Origin of the sequence: Paenibacillus sp. 102, assembly GCF_039549175.1 — a bacterium.
Classification (GTDB): Bacteria; Bacillota; Bacilli; order Bacillales; family Bacillaceae_G; genus Bacillus_A.
The window spans coordinates 1-16,350 of record NZ_JBCGHT010000003.1; the positions used below are offsets into that span (position 1 = coordinate 1).

Here is a 16,350-nt window from a genome sequence, read left to right on the forward strand (position 1 = left end):
TATGTCTTTTGAAGACCTGCCAATCCATGTTCCCGAAACTTAGCTACCCATTTTTTTAACATCGTCATATCTACACAATGCTTTTGAGCTATATCTTTAAAGGATTCTACACTGTTAAGATAATCGGCAACGGCAGATAACTTGGTTTCTAAAGAGTATTTCGTCATAAAAAACTACACCTCCAATTGTTAGACTGTGTCTAACAATTGGGGTGCAGTTCATAACAGGTGCTCTTTTTGTATTTGTGTGTGGACTGTTCGTGATGATTAGACAGGAATCAGTTATAGTTAAAATATGGTAAAATAATCAAAAACAAAAGGTGGGAGTGTTGAATGTCTTTGTTTGAAAATGATATATTTGCAATCGCTTACCTATGTGTGATAATCGGACTAATTGTTTTGTTTTGTATCTCATTGACTTTGTTTATAAAAAGGTTATTTTTAAACACGTCTATAAACAAAGGTCGTTCTAGAAATATAGAAGAAAAGCTTGATAAAATTATTGAATTACTTGAAAGAGACAAAGAACAACCATAAATAAGTTGGGGAGGAAGAAGATGGCTAATTATATTAAAGAAATACGAAAAAAGGTAAACACTACATCGTTGCGGATCCGTATTTTGCATCGAGTAAATTATGCAGTGCGTGTCATCACAAAAAAGATACATTGAAGTTGTCGGAAAGAATCTATACGTATGACAATTGTTGCACGAAAATCGATAGAGATTACAATGCGGGTCGGAATCTAAAATATTATGGCATTCGCGTTCTACAAGAACAAGGTTTACTCGCATAGTTTGTATCGATTTTAGTAGCGGTAGGGACGCCGCGAATATAAGGCTTTGGACATGAGCTAGTAGGCTTGTGGATGAATTAGCAATAAAAGAGAAAGTCTTTTGACTTTTGAAGCCCTCACTTCAAACAAACTGTAAGGTCGTTAAGTGATGGGTAGTTCACAGGAATAGTTTTATTAATGAGACATTAAGGTTTTAAGGAGGTCCGATAAAAAAGAAGCTAAATGATATTAGCTTCTTTTTTATCGGACTCTTATTTCCACCAATCATCAAACATCGATGCTGGAACATGTCTTTTATGTTCACTTACTGTATAACGTTTTTCGATTTTTTCGGCAACGTCTTCAGGAACTGTTTTTCCTTCTAAGTAATCATCTAGTTGATCGTATGTAATACCTAATTCTGTTTCGTCAGCTTGGCCTGGTTTTTCATCTAATAAATCAGCTGTTGGCATTTTTAAGTAAAGACGTTCTTCAGCACCTAATTCTTGTAATAAAGCACGTCCTTGACGTTTTGTTAAGCCTGTAAGCGGTAAAAGATCAGCGCCGCCATCTCCGAATTTTGTAAAGAAACCTGTTACAGCTTCAGCAGCGTGATCTGTTCCGATAACAAGTAAACCTTGTTGTCCCCCAATTGCATATTGTGTAACCATACGAATACGAGCTTTGACGTTTCCTTTATTGAAGTCTGTTAATGACTCTCCTAATAAATCTGTATATTGATTTGAAAAGGCATCGACTGTTGATGCGATATCAAAAGCGACAGATTGATCTGGTTTAATAAATTGAAGCGCTAATTGTGCATCAACTTCATCTTTTTGTACTTTATAAGGAAGACGTACAGCAATAAATGTTGCATTGTCTCCTTCATTGCGAACTTCTTCAACTGCAAGTTGTGCTAGTCGGCCAGCAAGCGTCGAATCTTGCCCACCACTAATTCCAAGTACGAATCCTTTTGCACCTGTTTTTATTAAATAGTCTTTTAAGAAGTCAATTCGCTTACGAATCTCTGTTTTTGGATCGATTACAGGTTGAACATGTAATGCTTTCATAATCTGTTCTTGTAATGTCATCATGTTTTCCTCCTATTCATTTTGAACAAGCAATACGTTTATATGTACTGATTCATATAGCTCCATCCTTATTATTTCGCAAAATTAACGAATATACAATAGGATGAACGTATGAATATGAATGTAGTCATTATAAAAAACCTACGTTGTTTAATCAATTTTTCTGTAACCTTTCAAAACTGTAAGGTTTTTGTCATTTGAATCGATGGAAGATATTTCTTCGCTTTATTATGATAGCGATATAGTTATTGAAAGAGCGGAGGGTGCAACATGAATATTAGAGAATTAGCGTTTCGAAATGTAACGCGAAATAGACGAACTTACTCAGCCTACTTTTTAAGTAGTGCATTTGCCATTATGGCGTTTTTTGTTTATTCATTTTTTGCGTTTCATCCAGCATTAAGTGCTAGTCAGTTAGGTCAATATGTGTTTGTAAGTATGTCGTTTGCACAAGTTATTATTTACCTCTTTACATTTTTCTTTATTTTATATTCAATGGGAATGTTTTTGAAAACAAGAAAGCGTGAATTAGGAATTTTGATGATGCTAGGTATGACAAAACTTCAATTAAGACGTCTTATCTTTTTTGAAAATGTGATGATTGGGATGGCGGCCATTATTACGGGTATTATTTGTGGAATGATATTTTCAGGAATATTGATTGTGGTGGCACCATTATTGTTAAAGCTAGATTTACCTTTATCATACTATGTACCAACGACAGCAATTGCTGTAACGAGCGTTATGTTTTGTATCTTATTTATTATCATTTCTTTCTTTAGTGCAGGATTAATTCGTAAAAATCAAATTATGAAATTATTTAGAGGTTCGGTAAAAGCAAAACCTGAACCCAAAGCATCTATTATTTCCTCAATAATAGCTGTATTATTGCTTGGTGCGGGATATATAGGTGCGTTAACTTCACATGGTGTCATGGTGTTCATTATGTTGATTCCTGTAACGACTGTTGTCATTATTGGCACATATTTACTGTATAAGCAGCTCAGCGTATTTATTGTTCGGGCTTGCAAGAAGAGTAAACGTTTCTATTGGACAAGAACAAATATTATTACTCTTTCAGATTTAGCGTATCGAATGAGGGATAATGCAAGAATGTTCTTTATTGTGACGATTATTTCAACTGTGGCATTTTCTGCTATTGGTACGTTAGTCGGCTTTGCTTCTATGACAAAGGGAATCATGAATCAACCAATTTCCTTTCAATATCACTCTAAACAAGGGAATGAAAATGAATCACAGCATGTACAAGCCATTGAGCAAACATTGAAGAAACATCATATATCTGCTGAAAAAATAGATATGGTATCAAAGCAAACTGAAAATAAACCACTAAGAGATGCTACGTTTATAAGAGAATCGGATTATAAAAAGTATGCAAAGTTAACGGGAGAGCCAGTTGATGTATTAACTGAAAATGCAGTACTATTTTTATCAATAGAAATACCCGGTCCACCGAAAAAAGAGAGAACAACAATTGAATTACCGAATGATAACAAATCGTTGCAAGTGAAAAAAGTAGATACATCTTCTCTAGGTAAAGTACTTACTGGGAATATATATGTAGTTTCAGAAGCTCAATATAATGTATTGCAAGATGAATTTAAAGAAGTGAAAAATTACATGTATAAAACAAAGAAAACAAAAAATGAAGTGGAAGCCGGAAAAGAACTTACAAATCAAATAAAACCTGATCAAGAACATTCAAGATTTAGTGCGGCAGAATATGATGAAAATCAGGCTTTACAATTTGCTGGACCTATCTTTTTTGTAGGATTCTTTATTGGTATTGTATTCTTTGTTTGTGCAGGTAGTTTTCTATATTTTCGTCTATTCTCTGATTTAGAAGAGGACTATCGTCTATTTGATTCCGTTCGAAAAGTAGGTTTAACAAGAGGGGAGTTATCAAAAGTAGTAACTATTCGATTGGCGTTATTATTTTTTGTTCCAATCGGTGTTGCAACGTTACATGGTGCGGTTGCGTTAACAGCTTTAGGACAAATGTTTGAGTATTCGCTTTTTGAAGAAAATACCATTGTACTCAGTATCTTTGTAGGGATTCAAATTGTATATTTCATTATGATACGATCTCGTTATTTAAAGCAATTGAAAGAAAGATTGAGAATGAACTAAACATAATATTAAAACGACCCCTTAGCATTTATCAGTGGAGATAGTGTTAGGGGTTATTATCGATACGTTTTTTGTACGGACATTACTTGTTCCAGCAATTATGCTTTTATTAAAGAAATGGAGTTTGTGGCCGCGAAAAATAAAGTAATATAACATTTATCCTGTATGAACAGATAGTAAGACTTTCACCTCAAGATTATAGGGAAACAAGTAAGATGGGTAGGAGGTAATTGCACGTACAGATCTGATTTCAATTTATCGACGTCTTTTTCTTCATTTTATTTGAAGAAAAAGACGTTTTTGTATTGAGAAAACTCTTGGAAGCAGGAAAATAAGACTGAGAAAACGAATGTTTTTATAGTGTAAGCGTATTCAACTTGAATCTTCAAGTAACCACAATATATTTTTAGGAGGGATTAAGATGAATAGTAGTACAGCGAATAAACAAAAAGGTATTCAATTAATTCCGTTTACGGTAGATAAAGTAGTTGAGCAAGTAAACGAAATTCCACCGGGTGTACAACTGATTCATGCTCCTGAGATTTGGGAAAAGAGTGTAAAAGGAAAAGATATTGTCGTGGCAGTATTAGATACAGGCTGTGATATAAATCATGTAGATTTAAAAGATCGGATTATTGGTGGGAGAAACTTCACTGAGGATTATGAAGGAAACCCAAATGTTTATCTTGATAATAATGGGCATGGTACCCACGTTGCAGGAACAATTGCTGCAACAGAAAATGGGGTTGGTGTTCTAGGCGTTGCACCGCTTGCTAAATTACTAGTATTAAAGGTGTTGTCTGGAGACGGTTCCGGGAACTATCAACATATTATTGAGGCGATTGATTATGCAGTGCGCTGGAGAGGACCTAACCAAGAACGAGTACGAATTATTTCGATGTCACTTGGAGGGCCACAAGATGTTCCGGAGTTACATGAGGTCATCCAACATGCAGTGAAACAAGATGTGCTTGTTGTATGCGCTGCAGGAAATAATGGGGATTGCAGTGATAAAACGGAAGAATTAGATTTTCCAGGTGCTTATTCAGAAGTAATTGAAGTAGGAGCTGTAAATTTAGAAAGGAAACTTGCTTGCTTTAGTAATTCAAATCAAGAAATTGATTTAGTTGCACCAGGAGAAGGGGTCCTCTCTACTTATCCAGAAGGAAAATATGCAGTATTAAGCGGAACATCGATGGCGACACCGCACATTGCCGGAGCATTAGCATTGCTTATTAAACAATGTGAGAGAGAGTACGGTAGAAAGTTAACAGAGCCAGAAATTTATGCACAGCTTATTAAGCGTACTGTACCTTTAGGATATGAGCGGACATCAGAAGGAAATGGTTTAATAGATTTATTAAAAGAATAGTTGGTACTAAAAAACATCTCATATTGATATGAGATGTTTTTTAGTAAGGTTCTGTTGCCTGCAAGACAGCATCTAATAATCCTGGAAATCTAGCATGTAAATCTTCTGTTCGAATCGAGATAAAGCGTTGTGTTCCTTCTAGACGAGTGTACATAACACCGGATTCTCGTAAAACTTTAAAATGATGGGATAAGGTAGATTTTGCAACAGGAATATTTAGTGAGCCACATGATTGTTCATTTTGTTCCATTAGCATGTTTACAATTTGTAAACGAATTTGGTCACTGAGAGCATATAAAACAGAAGAAAGTTGAATTTCTTCTCGATTTGGATGGTATAGTGTTCGCATCATTTCACCTACTTTTATAAGTTCTTTCAGTTGCACTATAACATATAAAGTGATATATTTCTATTGTTCGAATATATTAGAACAATAGAAATATAGGGGGATGAAAATGAATTATACAAAATTGCAAAAGGCAGGATTACAAGTTTCTCAAATTGGTTTAGGAACAAATGCAGTAGGGGGCCACAACTTATTTTCGAATGTGAATGAACAAGAAGGTATGAAAATGATTGAGGAAGCTATAAGGCAAGGAAGTACATTTATAGATACAGCGGATGCATATGGTTTTGGAAGATCTGAAGAATTAATAGGGGAAACAATTAAAGGAAAGCGACAAGATCTTGTACTTGCTACAAAAGGAGGAATACAGCCTTTATTTAAGGGATCTACTTGCATTAACAATGAACCCAATTATTTAAGAAGTGCAGTAGAAAATAGTTTGCAAAGACTACAGACAGATTATATAGATTTATATTATTTACATTTTACGAATCCAGAAACGATGTACATAGATTCGATTGGAGAACTTGTTCGTTTAAAAGAAGAAGGGAAAATTCGTTCAATCGGAATATCGAATGTAAATTTAACTCAGTTAAAAGAGGCAAATCAGTTTGGGGATATTGATGTACTCCAGTCACCCTATAATATGTTAGATCGTACAGCAGAGAAAGAACTTTTACCATATTGTATAGAAAAAGGGATTTCATTTATTCCATATGGACCTCTTGCTTTTGGAATTTTAGGTGGTAAATATACGGAAGATTTGAGGTTAGATGAAAAAGATTGGCGACACGGTGTTTCATTATTTGAAGAACATACATATAAGAAGAACTTTATGAAAGTTGAAAAATTAAAAGATTTTGCTAGAAAAAAAGATACAACGTTATCTAATATGGCACTAGCTTGGCTTCTCAATCAAAGAGGAATTGATACAGTCATTCCAGGTGGTAAACGTGCAGAGCAAGTAATAGAAAATGTTAAGGCAGTAGATGTCTCATTAAATAAGAGTGATTTGGAATATGTACAATCTATTTTAGAAGACTAATTTAATAAAGAGGGGTGAAACGTCTCCCCCTTCCTTACCATTTAAGGAGATAGAAACGATGAATAACGTTATGATTATATTTTTTGTCATCATGTTTATGATTGGAACAGATACTTTTTTGATTTCACCACTTTTACCAACATTACAAACGGTATACGGGGTTCCAACAGAAATTTCGGGATGGATGGTAAGTGCGTACGCATTAGGGTATGCTGTATTCGCACTTATTGCCGGCCCTATTTCTGATGGGTTAAATCGGAAGAGGGTAATGCTAGGAGGCATGAGCTTTTTTGCGATTAGTACGTTTTTATGTGGAGTAGCACCGAGTTTTTGGTGGATGCTAACATTTCGTTTTTGCGCAGGGGTAAGTGCAGCGTTTGTATCTCCGCAAGTGTGGGCATCTATTCCACTCCTTGTGCAAAAAAATCAAATTGTGAAATCAATTGGAATCGCAACGGCAGGATTGTCGTTAGCACAAGTGCTTGGTTTACCTATTGGAGCGTATTTAGCAACAATACACTATACAACACCTTTCTTTACAATTGGTATTTGCTCAGCAGTACTTGTAATTTTTATTTATGTTATACTGCCTGAAATACAACCACTACAAATAGAACAAAAGCATCAATCTATTATAAGTCGCTATCAACAACTATTGGGGAATTGGAAGGTTTCGCTTTCTTATTTTGCATATTTTCTCTTTCAAACTGGTAATTTTGCAGCATTCTCGTTCTTTGGAGTGTGGTTGGCCACTCAATTTGGATTACGAGTAAACGAAGTAGGGATCGCAATGCTTGTACTGGGATTAGGAAATTTAGTGGGGAATATTCTGGGGCCTAGACTTGTTAAAAAACTAGGGTATACTTCCGTTTTTTATGGTGGAATTCTTGTTATAGCAGGTTTATACGTTATTTTACCGCATTTGAAACAAATTCTATTGGTGGAGTTATTTTTCTTTATCTTATTTTTTATTACAGGAATTTTATTTGTATTAATGATGAGTCATTTGCAAGAGATGTCTAGCGCAGCTAGAGGAACAGGAGCAGCATTAGCAAACGCTTCTATGTATATTGGGCAAACGATTGGAGCAGCAGTAGCAGGGATGTTATTTGCAGCGTTTCATAGTTTTACATCAATTGGATATTTTACAGCCTTTATATATATAGTTGCACTATTAGTGTTTAGAAAAAGTGATCGACATATAAAGAAAGAAATAAGAGAAAGGCAGAGTGCTGTTTCATAGTTTAATAAATCATAAAAATATTATGTAAACAAAATAACAAAAAGCACTGTTTTAGACACATTACTAAAACAGTGCTTTTCGTTTAGCTTGAACGGTTGCAGCATTTTCATCCTTTATTCCTGCTTCTTCAATAATTCGCTTTTTCGCTTTATCTAATAGGTGATTTACAGATTCACCAAAATGGTTAGCTTCGCGCTTTGTGCGGGCTGCTCGTAAACATTTGTAGTTTTCTATCAGTTCCTCTTTTTCAGAGTCTGTTAAGAAATCTTCTATTTTCTTTTTTGTCATACGAAACACCCTTTCTTCTGACAGAGGACACCATTCAGAAAGATTTATTTTTCATTATAGCAATATTTTATAAAGAAAGTATAGATTAACGGCGTAATAATTTGTCAATTTCTTGAATTTTCTCATCCGCTTTACCAATCTGTGTATTTTTTGCTTGTTCACCGCCGAGGGCTTGATGAAGTAAGAAAGTTTGCCCAGAAATGGCAGTGACAATGGAAACTTTAATAATCTCTTTTATTGTTACCGCATCAAATAAAACGAGACCTAGAAGTGCAGCAAGACTACCAGTTAATATATCAGTGAAAAATCCAAGATGAAAAAATGTTTTTAAGCGGCGTGGAAGCAATAACTTGCCTTGGTTATTGATCAGATGGGAAACGAAACCAGTAACGCCACCAACGAGAACAGCAGTTAGCCATTGATACATCTCCATCAAATCCACTCCTTTTAGTGAATAAGATTCGTTTCATTACATATGTATCCCTTTTTCAATTTTATATAAGCATATTGAGAAAATTTGTTTTGGCTACATGCATGTTCATTTTTATTATAACAGAAAATTCTGGTATATTTTAGTCTATTATATCACGTTCCTTTTCATTATCATAAATCTAGAGAAGGAGGATGAGAAAATGCAAATAGATTACCGAATAAGCATTGTAGAGAATTATACGCCCAATATTGGACAACTTGTTAGTATGCTTGAGCATACAAGAGCGGTTACATTGCAAGAAATAAAAGATTTAACAGTAGAACATTTAGATTTTATCCTGGTCAATGGTGGCAATTCTATCGGCGCCTTATTAAAACATATTGCTGCAATAGAAAAAGTTCATCAGCTTATTTCCTTCCAAAATCGTGATTTTACAAAAGAGGAGTTGAAGGTCTGGAATGATGCTCTTTTCTTAGGAGAAGCAGGAAGAGAAATTTATGGGCATGAAGTACAATACTACGTACAACTTTTAAATAAAGTTCGAGAAGAATCGTTGCGATACTTAAAAGAACAAGATGATGATTGGTTAATGTCAGAAGGACGATGGGAAAACGGAGTTGTATATAATCAGTACTATTTGTGGTTCCATGTACTAGAAGATGAGATCAGCCATCGTGGACAAATAAGAATGATAAAAAAATATATGTCTGAAAATTTAGTTAAATAAAGTAGCTTTTCAAAATAATATTTCATATAATGAGATTAACTAAAAGAAGAACGGAGTGATGTATTATGGCGATGATTTATATAGATGTTAAAGCGAATACAAAGGTGGACGGAAAGAGCGAGACTTTGTAAGGAATCGCGCTATCCTTCCACTGGGCTCAAAATAGGGAGGATATAAATTTGAACCAAAATTATTTAGAATTATTTGGATGGGATTCTTTTTTTGAGGAACAATCGTTAGAAAAGTATGAGATAGGTCGAATTTTACTTGAACATAAGCACATGTATCGTATTATTTGTGATGATGGTGAATATATAGCAGAGCTATCTGGAAAGTTTCGTCATGAAGCTTTCGTTAAAAGTGATTATCCAGCAGTTGGCGATTGGGTGCATATAAAGAAAATAGAAGAGGAAAGCAAGGCAATAATTCATCGTGTGTTTCAAAGAAGAAGTTCCTTTTCTAGACAAGCAGCTGGCGAAAGAACGGATGAACAAATTGTGGCAGCGAACGTTGATTATTTATTCTTAGTAAATGCGCTTAATCATGATTTTAACGTAAGGAGAATCGAACGTTATTTATTATTAGCTTATGAAAGTGGGGCAATGCCTGTTATTGTTTTGACGAAAAGTGGTCTATGTGAAGATGTGGAGCAAAAGATATTGGAAACAGAGGCGGTAGCTATTGGTGTTCCAATCTTTGCAGTGGATAGTCTGCAGCAAGCGGGAATTGAATCCTTGCAACAATTTGTCGCTCTTGGTAAAACGATTGCTCTTGTTGGTTCATCTGGTGCGGGGAAATCCACTTTGCTAAATGCATTAATAGGAAGTGAAGTTGCAAAAACAGGTGGTATTCGCGAAGAGGATAGTAAAGGAAGACATACTACGACTCATCGTGAGTTGTTCCAGTTACCGAGTGGTGGTTTAGTGATTGATACGCCAGGAATGAGAGAGCTTCAACTGTGGGAAGGAAGCGAAGCGATCCATGCTACGTTTTCTGATATTGAGAAAATTGCGGAAGAGTGCCGTTTCCGTGATTGTGAGCATGAAAATGAACCTGGATGTGCAGTTCAAGCCGCCATTGATGAAGGCATTTTAGCAGCAAACCGTTTGCGGAATTATAAAAAGCTGCAAAAAGAGATTGCATATGCAATGAGAAAACAAGACCCAGTGCTTGCACGTGCTGAGCGGGGGAAATGGAAAAAAATAACGAAACAGAATCGGAAAAAGTAGAATAGTATGAAAAACCAAAAGCCAATAGAATGCTTTTGGTTTTTTGTCGTATATTCTATAAAAAACAGGGGATTATAGTCGAAAAATAAAGGGATTTGTTATATGTGTGTATAATTATTGAAAAGTAGACTATTTATAAAGGAGAAGCGTATGGGAGTGTATTGGGGAACAAAAAGGCATTCTTGGCTGAGTTATGTTTCATTTTGGGTAAGTATTTCATTTTTTCTTATCTTTTTAATTGAAGTGTTTGTATTTAGAACACTTTTTAATAGCTCGAGTGGTACAATGCAAATTATTAAATATTTTTATTTCATATTTGTGCCATTAAATATCATTATTAGTTTAAGACTATTGTTTAAAAAGAATGAAAAGAAAACATTACCAATTTTTAGTTTTATTATATCATTACTCTTTGCAAGTTTAATAGCGGTATTAGCTTTAGCTGCGACAGGAAAAGTATTTTAATGGAAAACAGGGATGATAAACGTCATTCCTGTTTTGTTTTTGTGAATTCCTATTATAGCGGGAAAGTTATTAGGCAGATGAATAAGGAAAGAGAAGAGATGTATGGTACAATAACCTTGATAGTGATAGAGAAAAAGGGTATATAAAATACTCATTGTTTTTTAGTAAGAGAGGGGTTATCTTATGCTATACGAGGATTTGATGTCATTATTTCAAGCTGCTCCAATGGAAGATGGAAAAAATGGCTGGAAATATATAATCCAAGAAGAAGATGGTAAGTATTCAATTGTTAATAGTGTATCAACAGAACATATGAGTGTAGAATTATTTTTTAATGAATATGACGAGTTACGAATTACTTTATATAAAGAGGGTCAACCAATTACAACCATACAACGAATCGCAATTTTAAAAAACGAGTTAGAAGAAGATGAAGACGGAATTCAATTTATTTTAGAGCGTATGCCGAGTCGAATGATTCGATTACAATTAAAACCATTTCTCGCAGTAGAAATGGGTCTATATTGGGAAGTCTGCGAAGATTGTGAGTGAAAAAGCATCCGTTATGTACGGATGCTTTTTCACTATGTTTTTTCTAGTTGTTTATATGCGATTATTGGAAGCAGAATGATACTCACCCATCCGATTATTGGATACAAGATGTGAAGAAGTTCACTGTAACCAATATAGCTAAAACAATAGCTAATTAGTAAAATAAAATAAATAATATTGTTGTTCTTCCAACCGGTGATAGATTGCATTTGTTTTGTCATCCCAAATACATTTCCAACTAAAGTTGTAAATACTTCTCCAAAAATAATAAGAACAAAGAAGAAATGGAAAGTAGCATTAAATCTTCTTACTACTTCAGCCATAGGGATGTTATATTGATAAAATTGATCAACAGATAAAATGGCTAAATGGCTACATAATAAAATAAAACATAGTCCAGCTCCTCCTAAAATTCCACCCCATAGAATGGCTTTTCGATCTTTTACTTCACTTGCTAGTGGTACGAGAACACTTTGGGCGAGAGAAAGATTTAAGGCGACATATGTAAGTGGGCTTGTTACCCATTTCATATTCCAATTTTCTGTAGGAACAGTGTTAAGGATAGGTGTTGTGCCGTGGATAAAAGTTGTAATGGCAAGTCCGATAATGAAAATCATCATAATTGGTACGACAAGTGTATTCACTTCAAATACACCTTGTAATCCTCGGCTACCAATAATAATACATGCGATAATTGTAATGAAAATACCGAGTTGTCGCGGTAGACGAAGTTGTTCTTCGAATACAGCACCAGCACCTGATAGCATAACACTGGTTACACCAAAAAGTACGAGTAATAACAAAGTGTTTATCACATTTCCAAATACATCACCAAACAAATATCTGTTAAATTCCTGAGCAGAAAATGCACCAATTTGTGAAGATAGTAACATCATCTTTGTACCTAGCCAAATAAAAAAAATTCCACTTATACATATTCCGATTGTTCCATATAATCCGTTAATCGTAAAAAATTCAACAATTTCGCGCCCTGTTGCAAATCCAGCCCCGACGACAGTCCCGATATAAGTAGCAGCAACTTTTTTAGCTACTTGCCATTGTTGATTATCCATGTAACCCCTCTTTCTACTAGGATGAGCTTGACTTACTATTATGCATATGTATGAGCTTGGACAATTAGACATATGAAGTAAAAGAAAGGAGGCATGGATTTTTCAACATTTGGGAATGATTAAAGTTGTTGCAACTTTGTTACATATAAACGGATGGTTTGGATGAGTAGGGAATTTATGGTACAATAAGAATGTGTTATTAAAAGAGAATAATTCTAAAATAGTAAGAGGAGTGGATTGAATGAGTACGAAAACAAATGTTGTTGCAGTATTAAACAAGCAGGTAGCAAACTGGAATGTGTTATATGTAAAGCTCCATAACTATCACTGGTATGTGACAGGCCCACACTTCTTTACATTACATGAAAAATTTGAAGAATTTTATAATGAAGCAGCAACGTATATTGATGAACTAGCAGAGCGAATTTTGGCGTTAGAAGGAAAACCATTAGCAACAATGAAAGAGTACTTAGAAACATCGACAGTACATGAAGGTTCAAGTAAGGAATCAGCTGAAGAAATGGTACAAACATTAGTAAATGATTTTTCAGCAATTATTCAAGAATTAAAAGAAGGTATGGAAGTAGCGGATGAAGCTGGTGATGAAACATCAGCAGATATGCTATTAGCGATTCATACAACATTAGAACAACACGTTTGGATGTTAAGTGCATTCTTAAAATAAGATATCAAAAACCTATTGAAAATTCTTTCAATAGGTTTTTTTATGATTTTTAGGTATTTTTTTTATGGTATAATATAGTAAAAAGGAGGCGGTGCAATGTTTCGCTTTTTTAAAAGTGGAAAAGAGGAGAGGTCAATTACGAAAGATGAATTAGAGCAGGCGATGGCTCAATTTCTAGAAAAAAATGCAAATATTGTTTATACAGTATTAGTTAATGAAGACTATACAGTGAATTATGATTTGTTAAAGCCGTATTTACCAGCATTTCCTACAAATACGTTCATTATAACGAAGGAAACACTTGAGGTATTTGATCATACAGTAGAAAATTTGGAGCTTGTAAAAGAGATTGATCTTGTGCAAAGAGCAGTGGATCAATATGTGACAGAAAAGGAAATGTTTCCGATCGTAGAAAAAGATGATGATCGTCTCATATGTGGATTGAAACTAGCACCATATTTAGATCATGTATTAAAAAGAAATTTATATATTTCAGAGAAACATTATTTAGTTTCAAGTAAACCAGATAAGAGTAAAAAGAATATTGTTTAACATGAAAACAACAATGTATATATTGTTGTCTTTTTTTGTTTTTAAGAAATTCAAATGGAATTATATACCGATAAAAAGATTGAACATTCTGTTAAATGATGATTAAATGATAAGGGAGTAGCAGAAAGGAGTGATGTGTAATGAAAAATTATAATCTAATTAACAAATGGTGCCCTAAGGATGGGGAGGGTTACTATTAATAGATAGCTAGACTATAATAGTGCTCATCTGCTGAAACCTTAGGATGATAAGAAAGCTTTTAGAGAAGTTTATATTCTTAAAAAAGGTTACGGGAGGTAATGATGGATGAGTAACATTACTTATATTAGTTTGTTAAATGGAACATTAGAATGTTATGCAAAGAATGGTAGTTTGGAAGCGTATCATTATATTACAAAAAATGCTGAAAATGTAGTTGGGAATCAAGCTCAAATATATAATTTTAAATATGCATTAGCAAGCGCATCTGGGCTTGAGAAAGAAGCTTTACATATAATGAAAGAAGCGATTGTAGAAAATGAGTTTTGGTATGGTTATGAGTATTTAATGACAGATGATGATTTGAAACCCCTTCATAGATATGAAGAATTTCATCAGATGATTCGGCTATGTAAAAAAAGAGAAGAAGTAGCAAAGAAATCTGAACAAGTTCATTTGAAAGTTATACAAGGAAATAGTGGTAGTCATAACAAGTTAATCCTTGCATTGCATGGAGATCAAGAAAATATGAAGATAGCAGAACCATATTGGGAATCGGTTGTGTCTCAAGGTTATTTGTTAGCATTACCGCAATCTTCTCAAATTCAATTTTCAGAAGGATATGTATGGGATAATATAGAAAAGGGATCCCGTGAGTTAAAGGAACACTATGAAAGTATTGTAGCTAGTAACCATGGTGATATAGAGCATGTAATTATTGGAGGGTTTTCCGCTGGAGCAAGAGTTGCATTACATGCAATCTTAAACGAACATATTATTGTAAAAGGCTTTGTTTTTGTAGCACCATGGATTCCTGAGATTGAAGAGTGGGAAGACTTGCTGAATCAATTGAAGGATAAAGGCATGAAGGGATATATTGTTTGTGGAGATCAGGATGAAGATTGCTTTGAATGTACACAGAAGTTTGTGAAGCTATTGGAAACGAAAAATATAAATTATGAGTATAAAGTTATATCTAACTTAAATCATGATTACCCTGAAAACTTCGAAGAAATATTACAAGAAGCAGTTGAATATATTGCAGATACAGATTTATAAAAAAAGATAAGATAAGAAAAGAGTGCATCACATAGGATGATACACTCTTTTTTGTATTACAAATGAAAAGCTTCTGCTAATAAACGATACGATTTTAATTTATCCGCAAATTGATGGGTGATGGTTACAATCATAAATTCTTCAGTATTATATACCTTACTAAGTTTTAAAATCTGCTCTTTCACGTGTGTCTGATCTCCAACAATCATACGTTGCCGATTTTCTTTAATTCGGAATCGATCATAGGTGCTATAGGCATAATTTTGTGCTGTTTCAATGGAAGGAGTACCAGTTGTGCGTTTTCCTTGTTCTAATAATAGAATTGATAAATCTAGACTAGATGCGATTTTCTCAGCTTCTTCAGTTGTTTCTCCACAAACAACAAAAATGGAAACAATTGATTTTGGTTTGTCCCCTAAGAAAGATGGCTGGAATTGTTCTTGATAAGCTTTCATCACCTCAGGGCCACCATAGCCGTTAATAAACTGAGCGAAAGCAAAGGCTGTTCCTTGTTTTGCTGCAACCATGGCGCTTTCTCCGCTTGATCCAAGCATCCATATTTCAGGTGCAGTAGGAATAACAGGTGAGGCCTTTAGGTTAGCATATTGATGATTTTCAGGTACTTTGTCATATAGGTACATTGCCACATCTTGAATTTGTTCAGGATATTGATCGAGCGAAACTAGTTTTCCTTCTTGTAACGCACGAGTTGCAATAGGCATACCGCCAGGTGCTCTGCCTACTCCAAGATCGATTCGATTTGGATAAAGTGCTTCTAGCACACGGAAATTCTCAGCTACTTTGTATGAGCTATAGTGAGGAAGCATAACGCCACCAGAGCCAACACGGATACGATTTGTTTTTGCTGCAATATGAGATATGAGCACTTCCGGGCTTGAACCAGCTAAACTTATAGAATTATGATGTTCAGATACCCAAAAACGAGTGAAACCTAGCTTTTCCACTTCTTGAGCAAGCGTTACAGTATTGGAAAAAGCTTCAGTTGCTGTACTGCCATCAGAAATAGGTGATTGATCTAATACGCTTAATTTTATCATAGAATATAC

At 34.5% G+C, this 16,350-nt stretch carries 20 protein-coding genes and 1 pseudogene; 14 read left to right on the top strand and 7 right to left on the bottom strand.

Annotated features, from left to right (window positions below; all coding sequences use genetic code 11):
• Positions 1 to 167, bottom strand: a 167-nt coding sequence (locus AAIE21_RS29575) for a transposase (protein WP_481858675.1), incomplete at its 3' end; no start/stop codon positions are given.
• 165 nt (positions 168 to 332) lie between these two features.
• On the opposite strand from AAIE21_RS29575, the gene AAIE21_RS09120 reads away from it, so the two are divergent.
• Positions 333 to 536 (top strand): DUF4083 domain-containing protein, encoded by a 204-nt coding sequence (locus AAIE21_RS09120; RefSeq protein ID WP_343266486.1) that lies wholly within the window; start codon positions 333 to 335, stop codon positions 534 to 536.
• A gap of 58 nt (positions 537 to 594) precedes the next feature.
• Positions 595 to 795, top strand: a pseudogene (locus tag AAIE21_RS09125) (zinc ribbon domain-containing protein); the annotation flags it as partial.
• Positions 796 to 1,046: 251 nt separating this feature from the next.
• Here AAIE21_RS09125 and nadE read toward each other — a convergent pair.
• Positions 1,047 to 1,865, bottom strand: a complete 819-nt coding sequence (nadE, locus tag AAIE21_RS09130; RefSeq protein WP_343266987.1) for an ammonia-dependent NAD(+) synthetase — start codon at positions 1,863 to 1,865, stop codon at positions 1,047 to 1,049.
• Between the two features lie 270 nt (positions 1,866 to 2,135).
• Here nadE and AAIE21_RS09135 point away from each other — a divergent pair, with 270 nt between their 5' ends.
• The 3 genes from AAIE21_RS09135 (at position 2,136) to AAIE21_RS09145 (ending at position 5,388) form a co-directional block, all read left to right on the top strand.
• Entirely contained in the window at positions 2,136 to 4,016 is a 1,881-nt protein-coding gene (locus tag AAIE21_RS09135) for an ABC transporter permease (protein ID WP_343266487.1), read from the top strand.
• A 43-nt stretch (positions 4,017 to 4,059) separates the two neighbouring features.
• Complete coding sequence (locus AAIE21_RS09140; RefSeq protein ID WP_343266488.1) at positions 4,060 to 4,164, top strand: MMPL family transporter; 105 nt, start codon at positions 4,060 to 4,062, stop codon at positions 4,162 to 4,164.
• Between the two features lie 273 nt (positions 4,165 to 4,437).
• Positions 4,438 to 5,388: a S8 family peptidase gene (locus AAIE21_RS09145; protein ID WP_343266489.1), complete on the top strand. Its 951-nt coding sequence runs from the start codon at positions 4,438 to 4,440 to the stop codon at positions 5,386 to 5,388.
• Between the two features lie 40 nt (positions 5,389 to 5,428).
• On the opposite strand, the gene AAIE21_RS09150 is transcribed toward AAIE21_RS09145, so the two are convergent.
• On the bottom strand, positions 5,429 to 5,737 hold the full coding sequence (locus AAIE21_RS09150; protein ID WP_343266490.1) for an ArsR/SmtB family transcription factor: 309 nt from the start codon (positions 5,735 to 5,737) through the stop codon (positions 5,429 to 5,431).
• A gap of 106 nt (positions 5,738 to 5,843) precedes the next feature.
• Here AAIE21_RS09150 and AAIE21_RS09155 point away from each other — a divergent pair, with 106 nt between their 5' ends.
• Both AAIE21_RS09155 and AAIE21_RS09160 read left to right on the top strand, forming a co-directional pair.
• Complete coding sequence (locus AAIE21_RS09155) at positions 5,844 to 6,779, top strand: aldo/keto reductase (RefSeq protein ID WP_343266491.1); 936 nt, start codon at positions 5,844 to 5,846, stop codon at positions 6,777 to 6,779.
• A gap of 58 nt (positions 6,780 to 6,837) precedes the next feature.
• Complete coding sequence (locus tag AAIE21_RS09160; protein ID WP_343266492.1) at positions 6,838 to 8,022, top strand: MFS transporter; 1,185 nt, start codon at positions 6,838 to 6,840, stop codon at positions 8,020 to 8,022.
• A 63-nt stretch (positions 8,023 to 8,085) separates the two neighbouring features.
• Here AAIE21_RS09160 and AAIE21_RS09165 read toward each other — a convergent pair whose 3' ends face one another.
• Together AAIE21_RS09165 and AAIE21_RS09170 are read right to left on the bottom strand one after the other, a co-directional pair.
• Positions 8,086 to 8,310 (bottom strand): hypothetical protein, encoded by a 225-nt coding sequence (locus AAIE21_RS09165; protein ID WP_343266493.1) that lies wholly within the window; start codon positions 8,308 to 8,310, stop codon positions 8,086 to 8,088.
• Between the two features lie 85 nt (positions 8,311 to 8,395).
• Positions 8,396 to 8,743 carry a DUF4257 domain-containing protein gene (locus tag AAIE21_RS09170; protein ID WP_343266494.1) on the bottom strand — a complete coding sequence of 116 codons (348 nt, stop codon included), beginning with the start codon at positions 8,741 to 8,743 and terminating at the stop codon, positions 8,396 to 8,398.
• A gap of 199 nt (positions 8,744 to 8,942) precedes the next feature.
• On the opposite strand from AAIE21_RS09170, the gene AAIE21_RS09175 reads away from it, so the two are divergent.
• From AAIE21_RS09175 to AAIE21_RS09190, 4 genes are all read left to right on the top strand, one after another.
• Complete coding sequence (locus AAIE21_RS09175; RefSeq protein ID WP_343266495.1) at positions 8,943 to 9,470, top strand: DinB family protein; 528 nt, start codon at positions 8,943 to 8,945, stop codon at positions 9,468 to 9,470.
• Positions 9,471 to 9,649: 179 nt separating this feature from the next.
• The gene (gene rsgA, locus AAIE21_RS09180) at positions 9,650 to 10,699 is read left to right on the top strand and encodes a ribosome small subunit-dependent GTPase A (RefSeq protein ID WP_343266496.1); all 1,050 of its coding nucleotides are present in this window, start codon (positions 9,650 to 9,652) and stop codon (positions 10,697 to 10,699) included.
• 150 nt (positions 10,700 to 10,849) lie between these two features.
• Entirely contained in the window at positions 10,850 to 11,164 is a 315-nt protein-coding gene (locus AAIE21_RS09185) for a hypothetical protein (protein WP_343266497.1), read from the top strand.
• A 183-nt stretch (positions 11,165 to 11,347) separates the two neighbouring features.
• Positions 11,348 to 11,716 carry a DUF3979 family protein gene (locus AAIE21_RS09190; RefSeq protein WP_343266498.1) on the top strand — a complete coding sequence of 123 codons (369 nt, stop codon included), beginning with the start codon at positions 11,348 to 11,350 and terminating at the stop codon, positions 11,714 to 11,716.
• A gap of 32 nt (positions 11,717 to 11,748) precedes the next feature.
• Here the strand turns inward: AAIE21_RS09190 and AAIE21_RS09195 are convergent, their stop codons facing one another.
• Positions 11,749 to 12,789: a YkvI family membrane protein gene (locus tag AAIE21_RS09195; RefSeq protein WP_343266499.1), complete on the bottom strand. Its 1,041-nt coding sequence runs from the start codon at positions 12,787 to 12,789 to the stop codon at positions 11,749 to 11,751.
• Between the two features lie 241 nt (positions 12,790 to 13,030).
• On the opposite strand from AAIE21_RS09195, the gene AAIE21_RS09200 reads away from it, so the two are divergent.
• From AAIE21_RS09200 to AAIE21_RS09210, 3 genes are all read left to right on the top strand, one after another.
• On the top strand, positions 13,031 to 13,474 hold the full coding sequence (locus AAIE21_RS09200; protein ID WP_343266500.1) for a Dps family protein: 444 nt from the start codon (positions 13,031 to 13,033) through the stop codon (positions 13,472 to 13,474).
• A gap of 96 nt (positions 13,475 to 13,570) precedes the next feature.
• The gene (locus AAIE21_RS09205) at positions 13,571 to 14,026 is read left to right on the top strand and encodes a DUF3939 domain-containing protein (protein WP_343266501.1); all 456 of its coding nucleotides are present in this window, start codon (positions 13,571 to 13,573) and stop codon (positions 14,024 to 14,026) included.
• Positions 14,027 to 14,332: 306 nt separating this feature from the next.
• Positions 14,333 to 15,283, top strand: coding sequence for an alpha/beta hydrolase (locus tag AAIE21_RS09210; RefSeq protein WP_343266502.1), 951 nt, complete (start codon positions 14,333 to 14,335; stop codon positions 15,281 to 15,283).
• 56 nt (positions 15,284 to 15,339) lie between these two features.
• On the opposite strand, the gene AAIE21_RS09215 is transcribed toward AAIE21_RS09210, so the two are convergent.
• The gene (locus AAIE21_RS09215) at positions 15,340 to 16,341 is read right to left on the bottom strand and encodes an LLM class flavin-dependent oxidoreductase (protein ID WP_343266503.1); all 1,002 of its coding nucleotides are present in this window, start codon (positions 16,339 to 16,341) and stop codon (positions 15,340 to 15,342) included.
• Positions 16,342 to 16,350 lie beyond the last annotated feature (9 nt).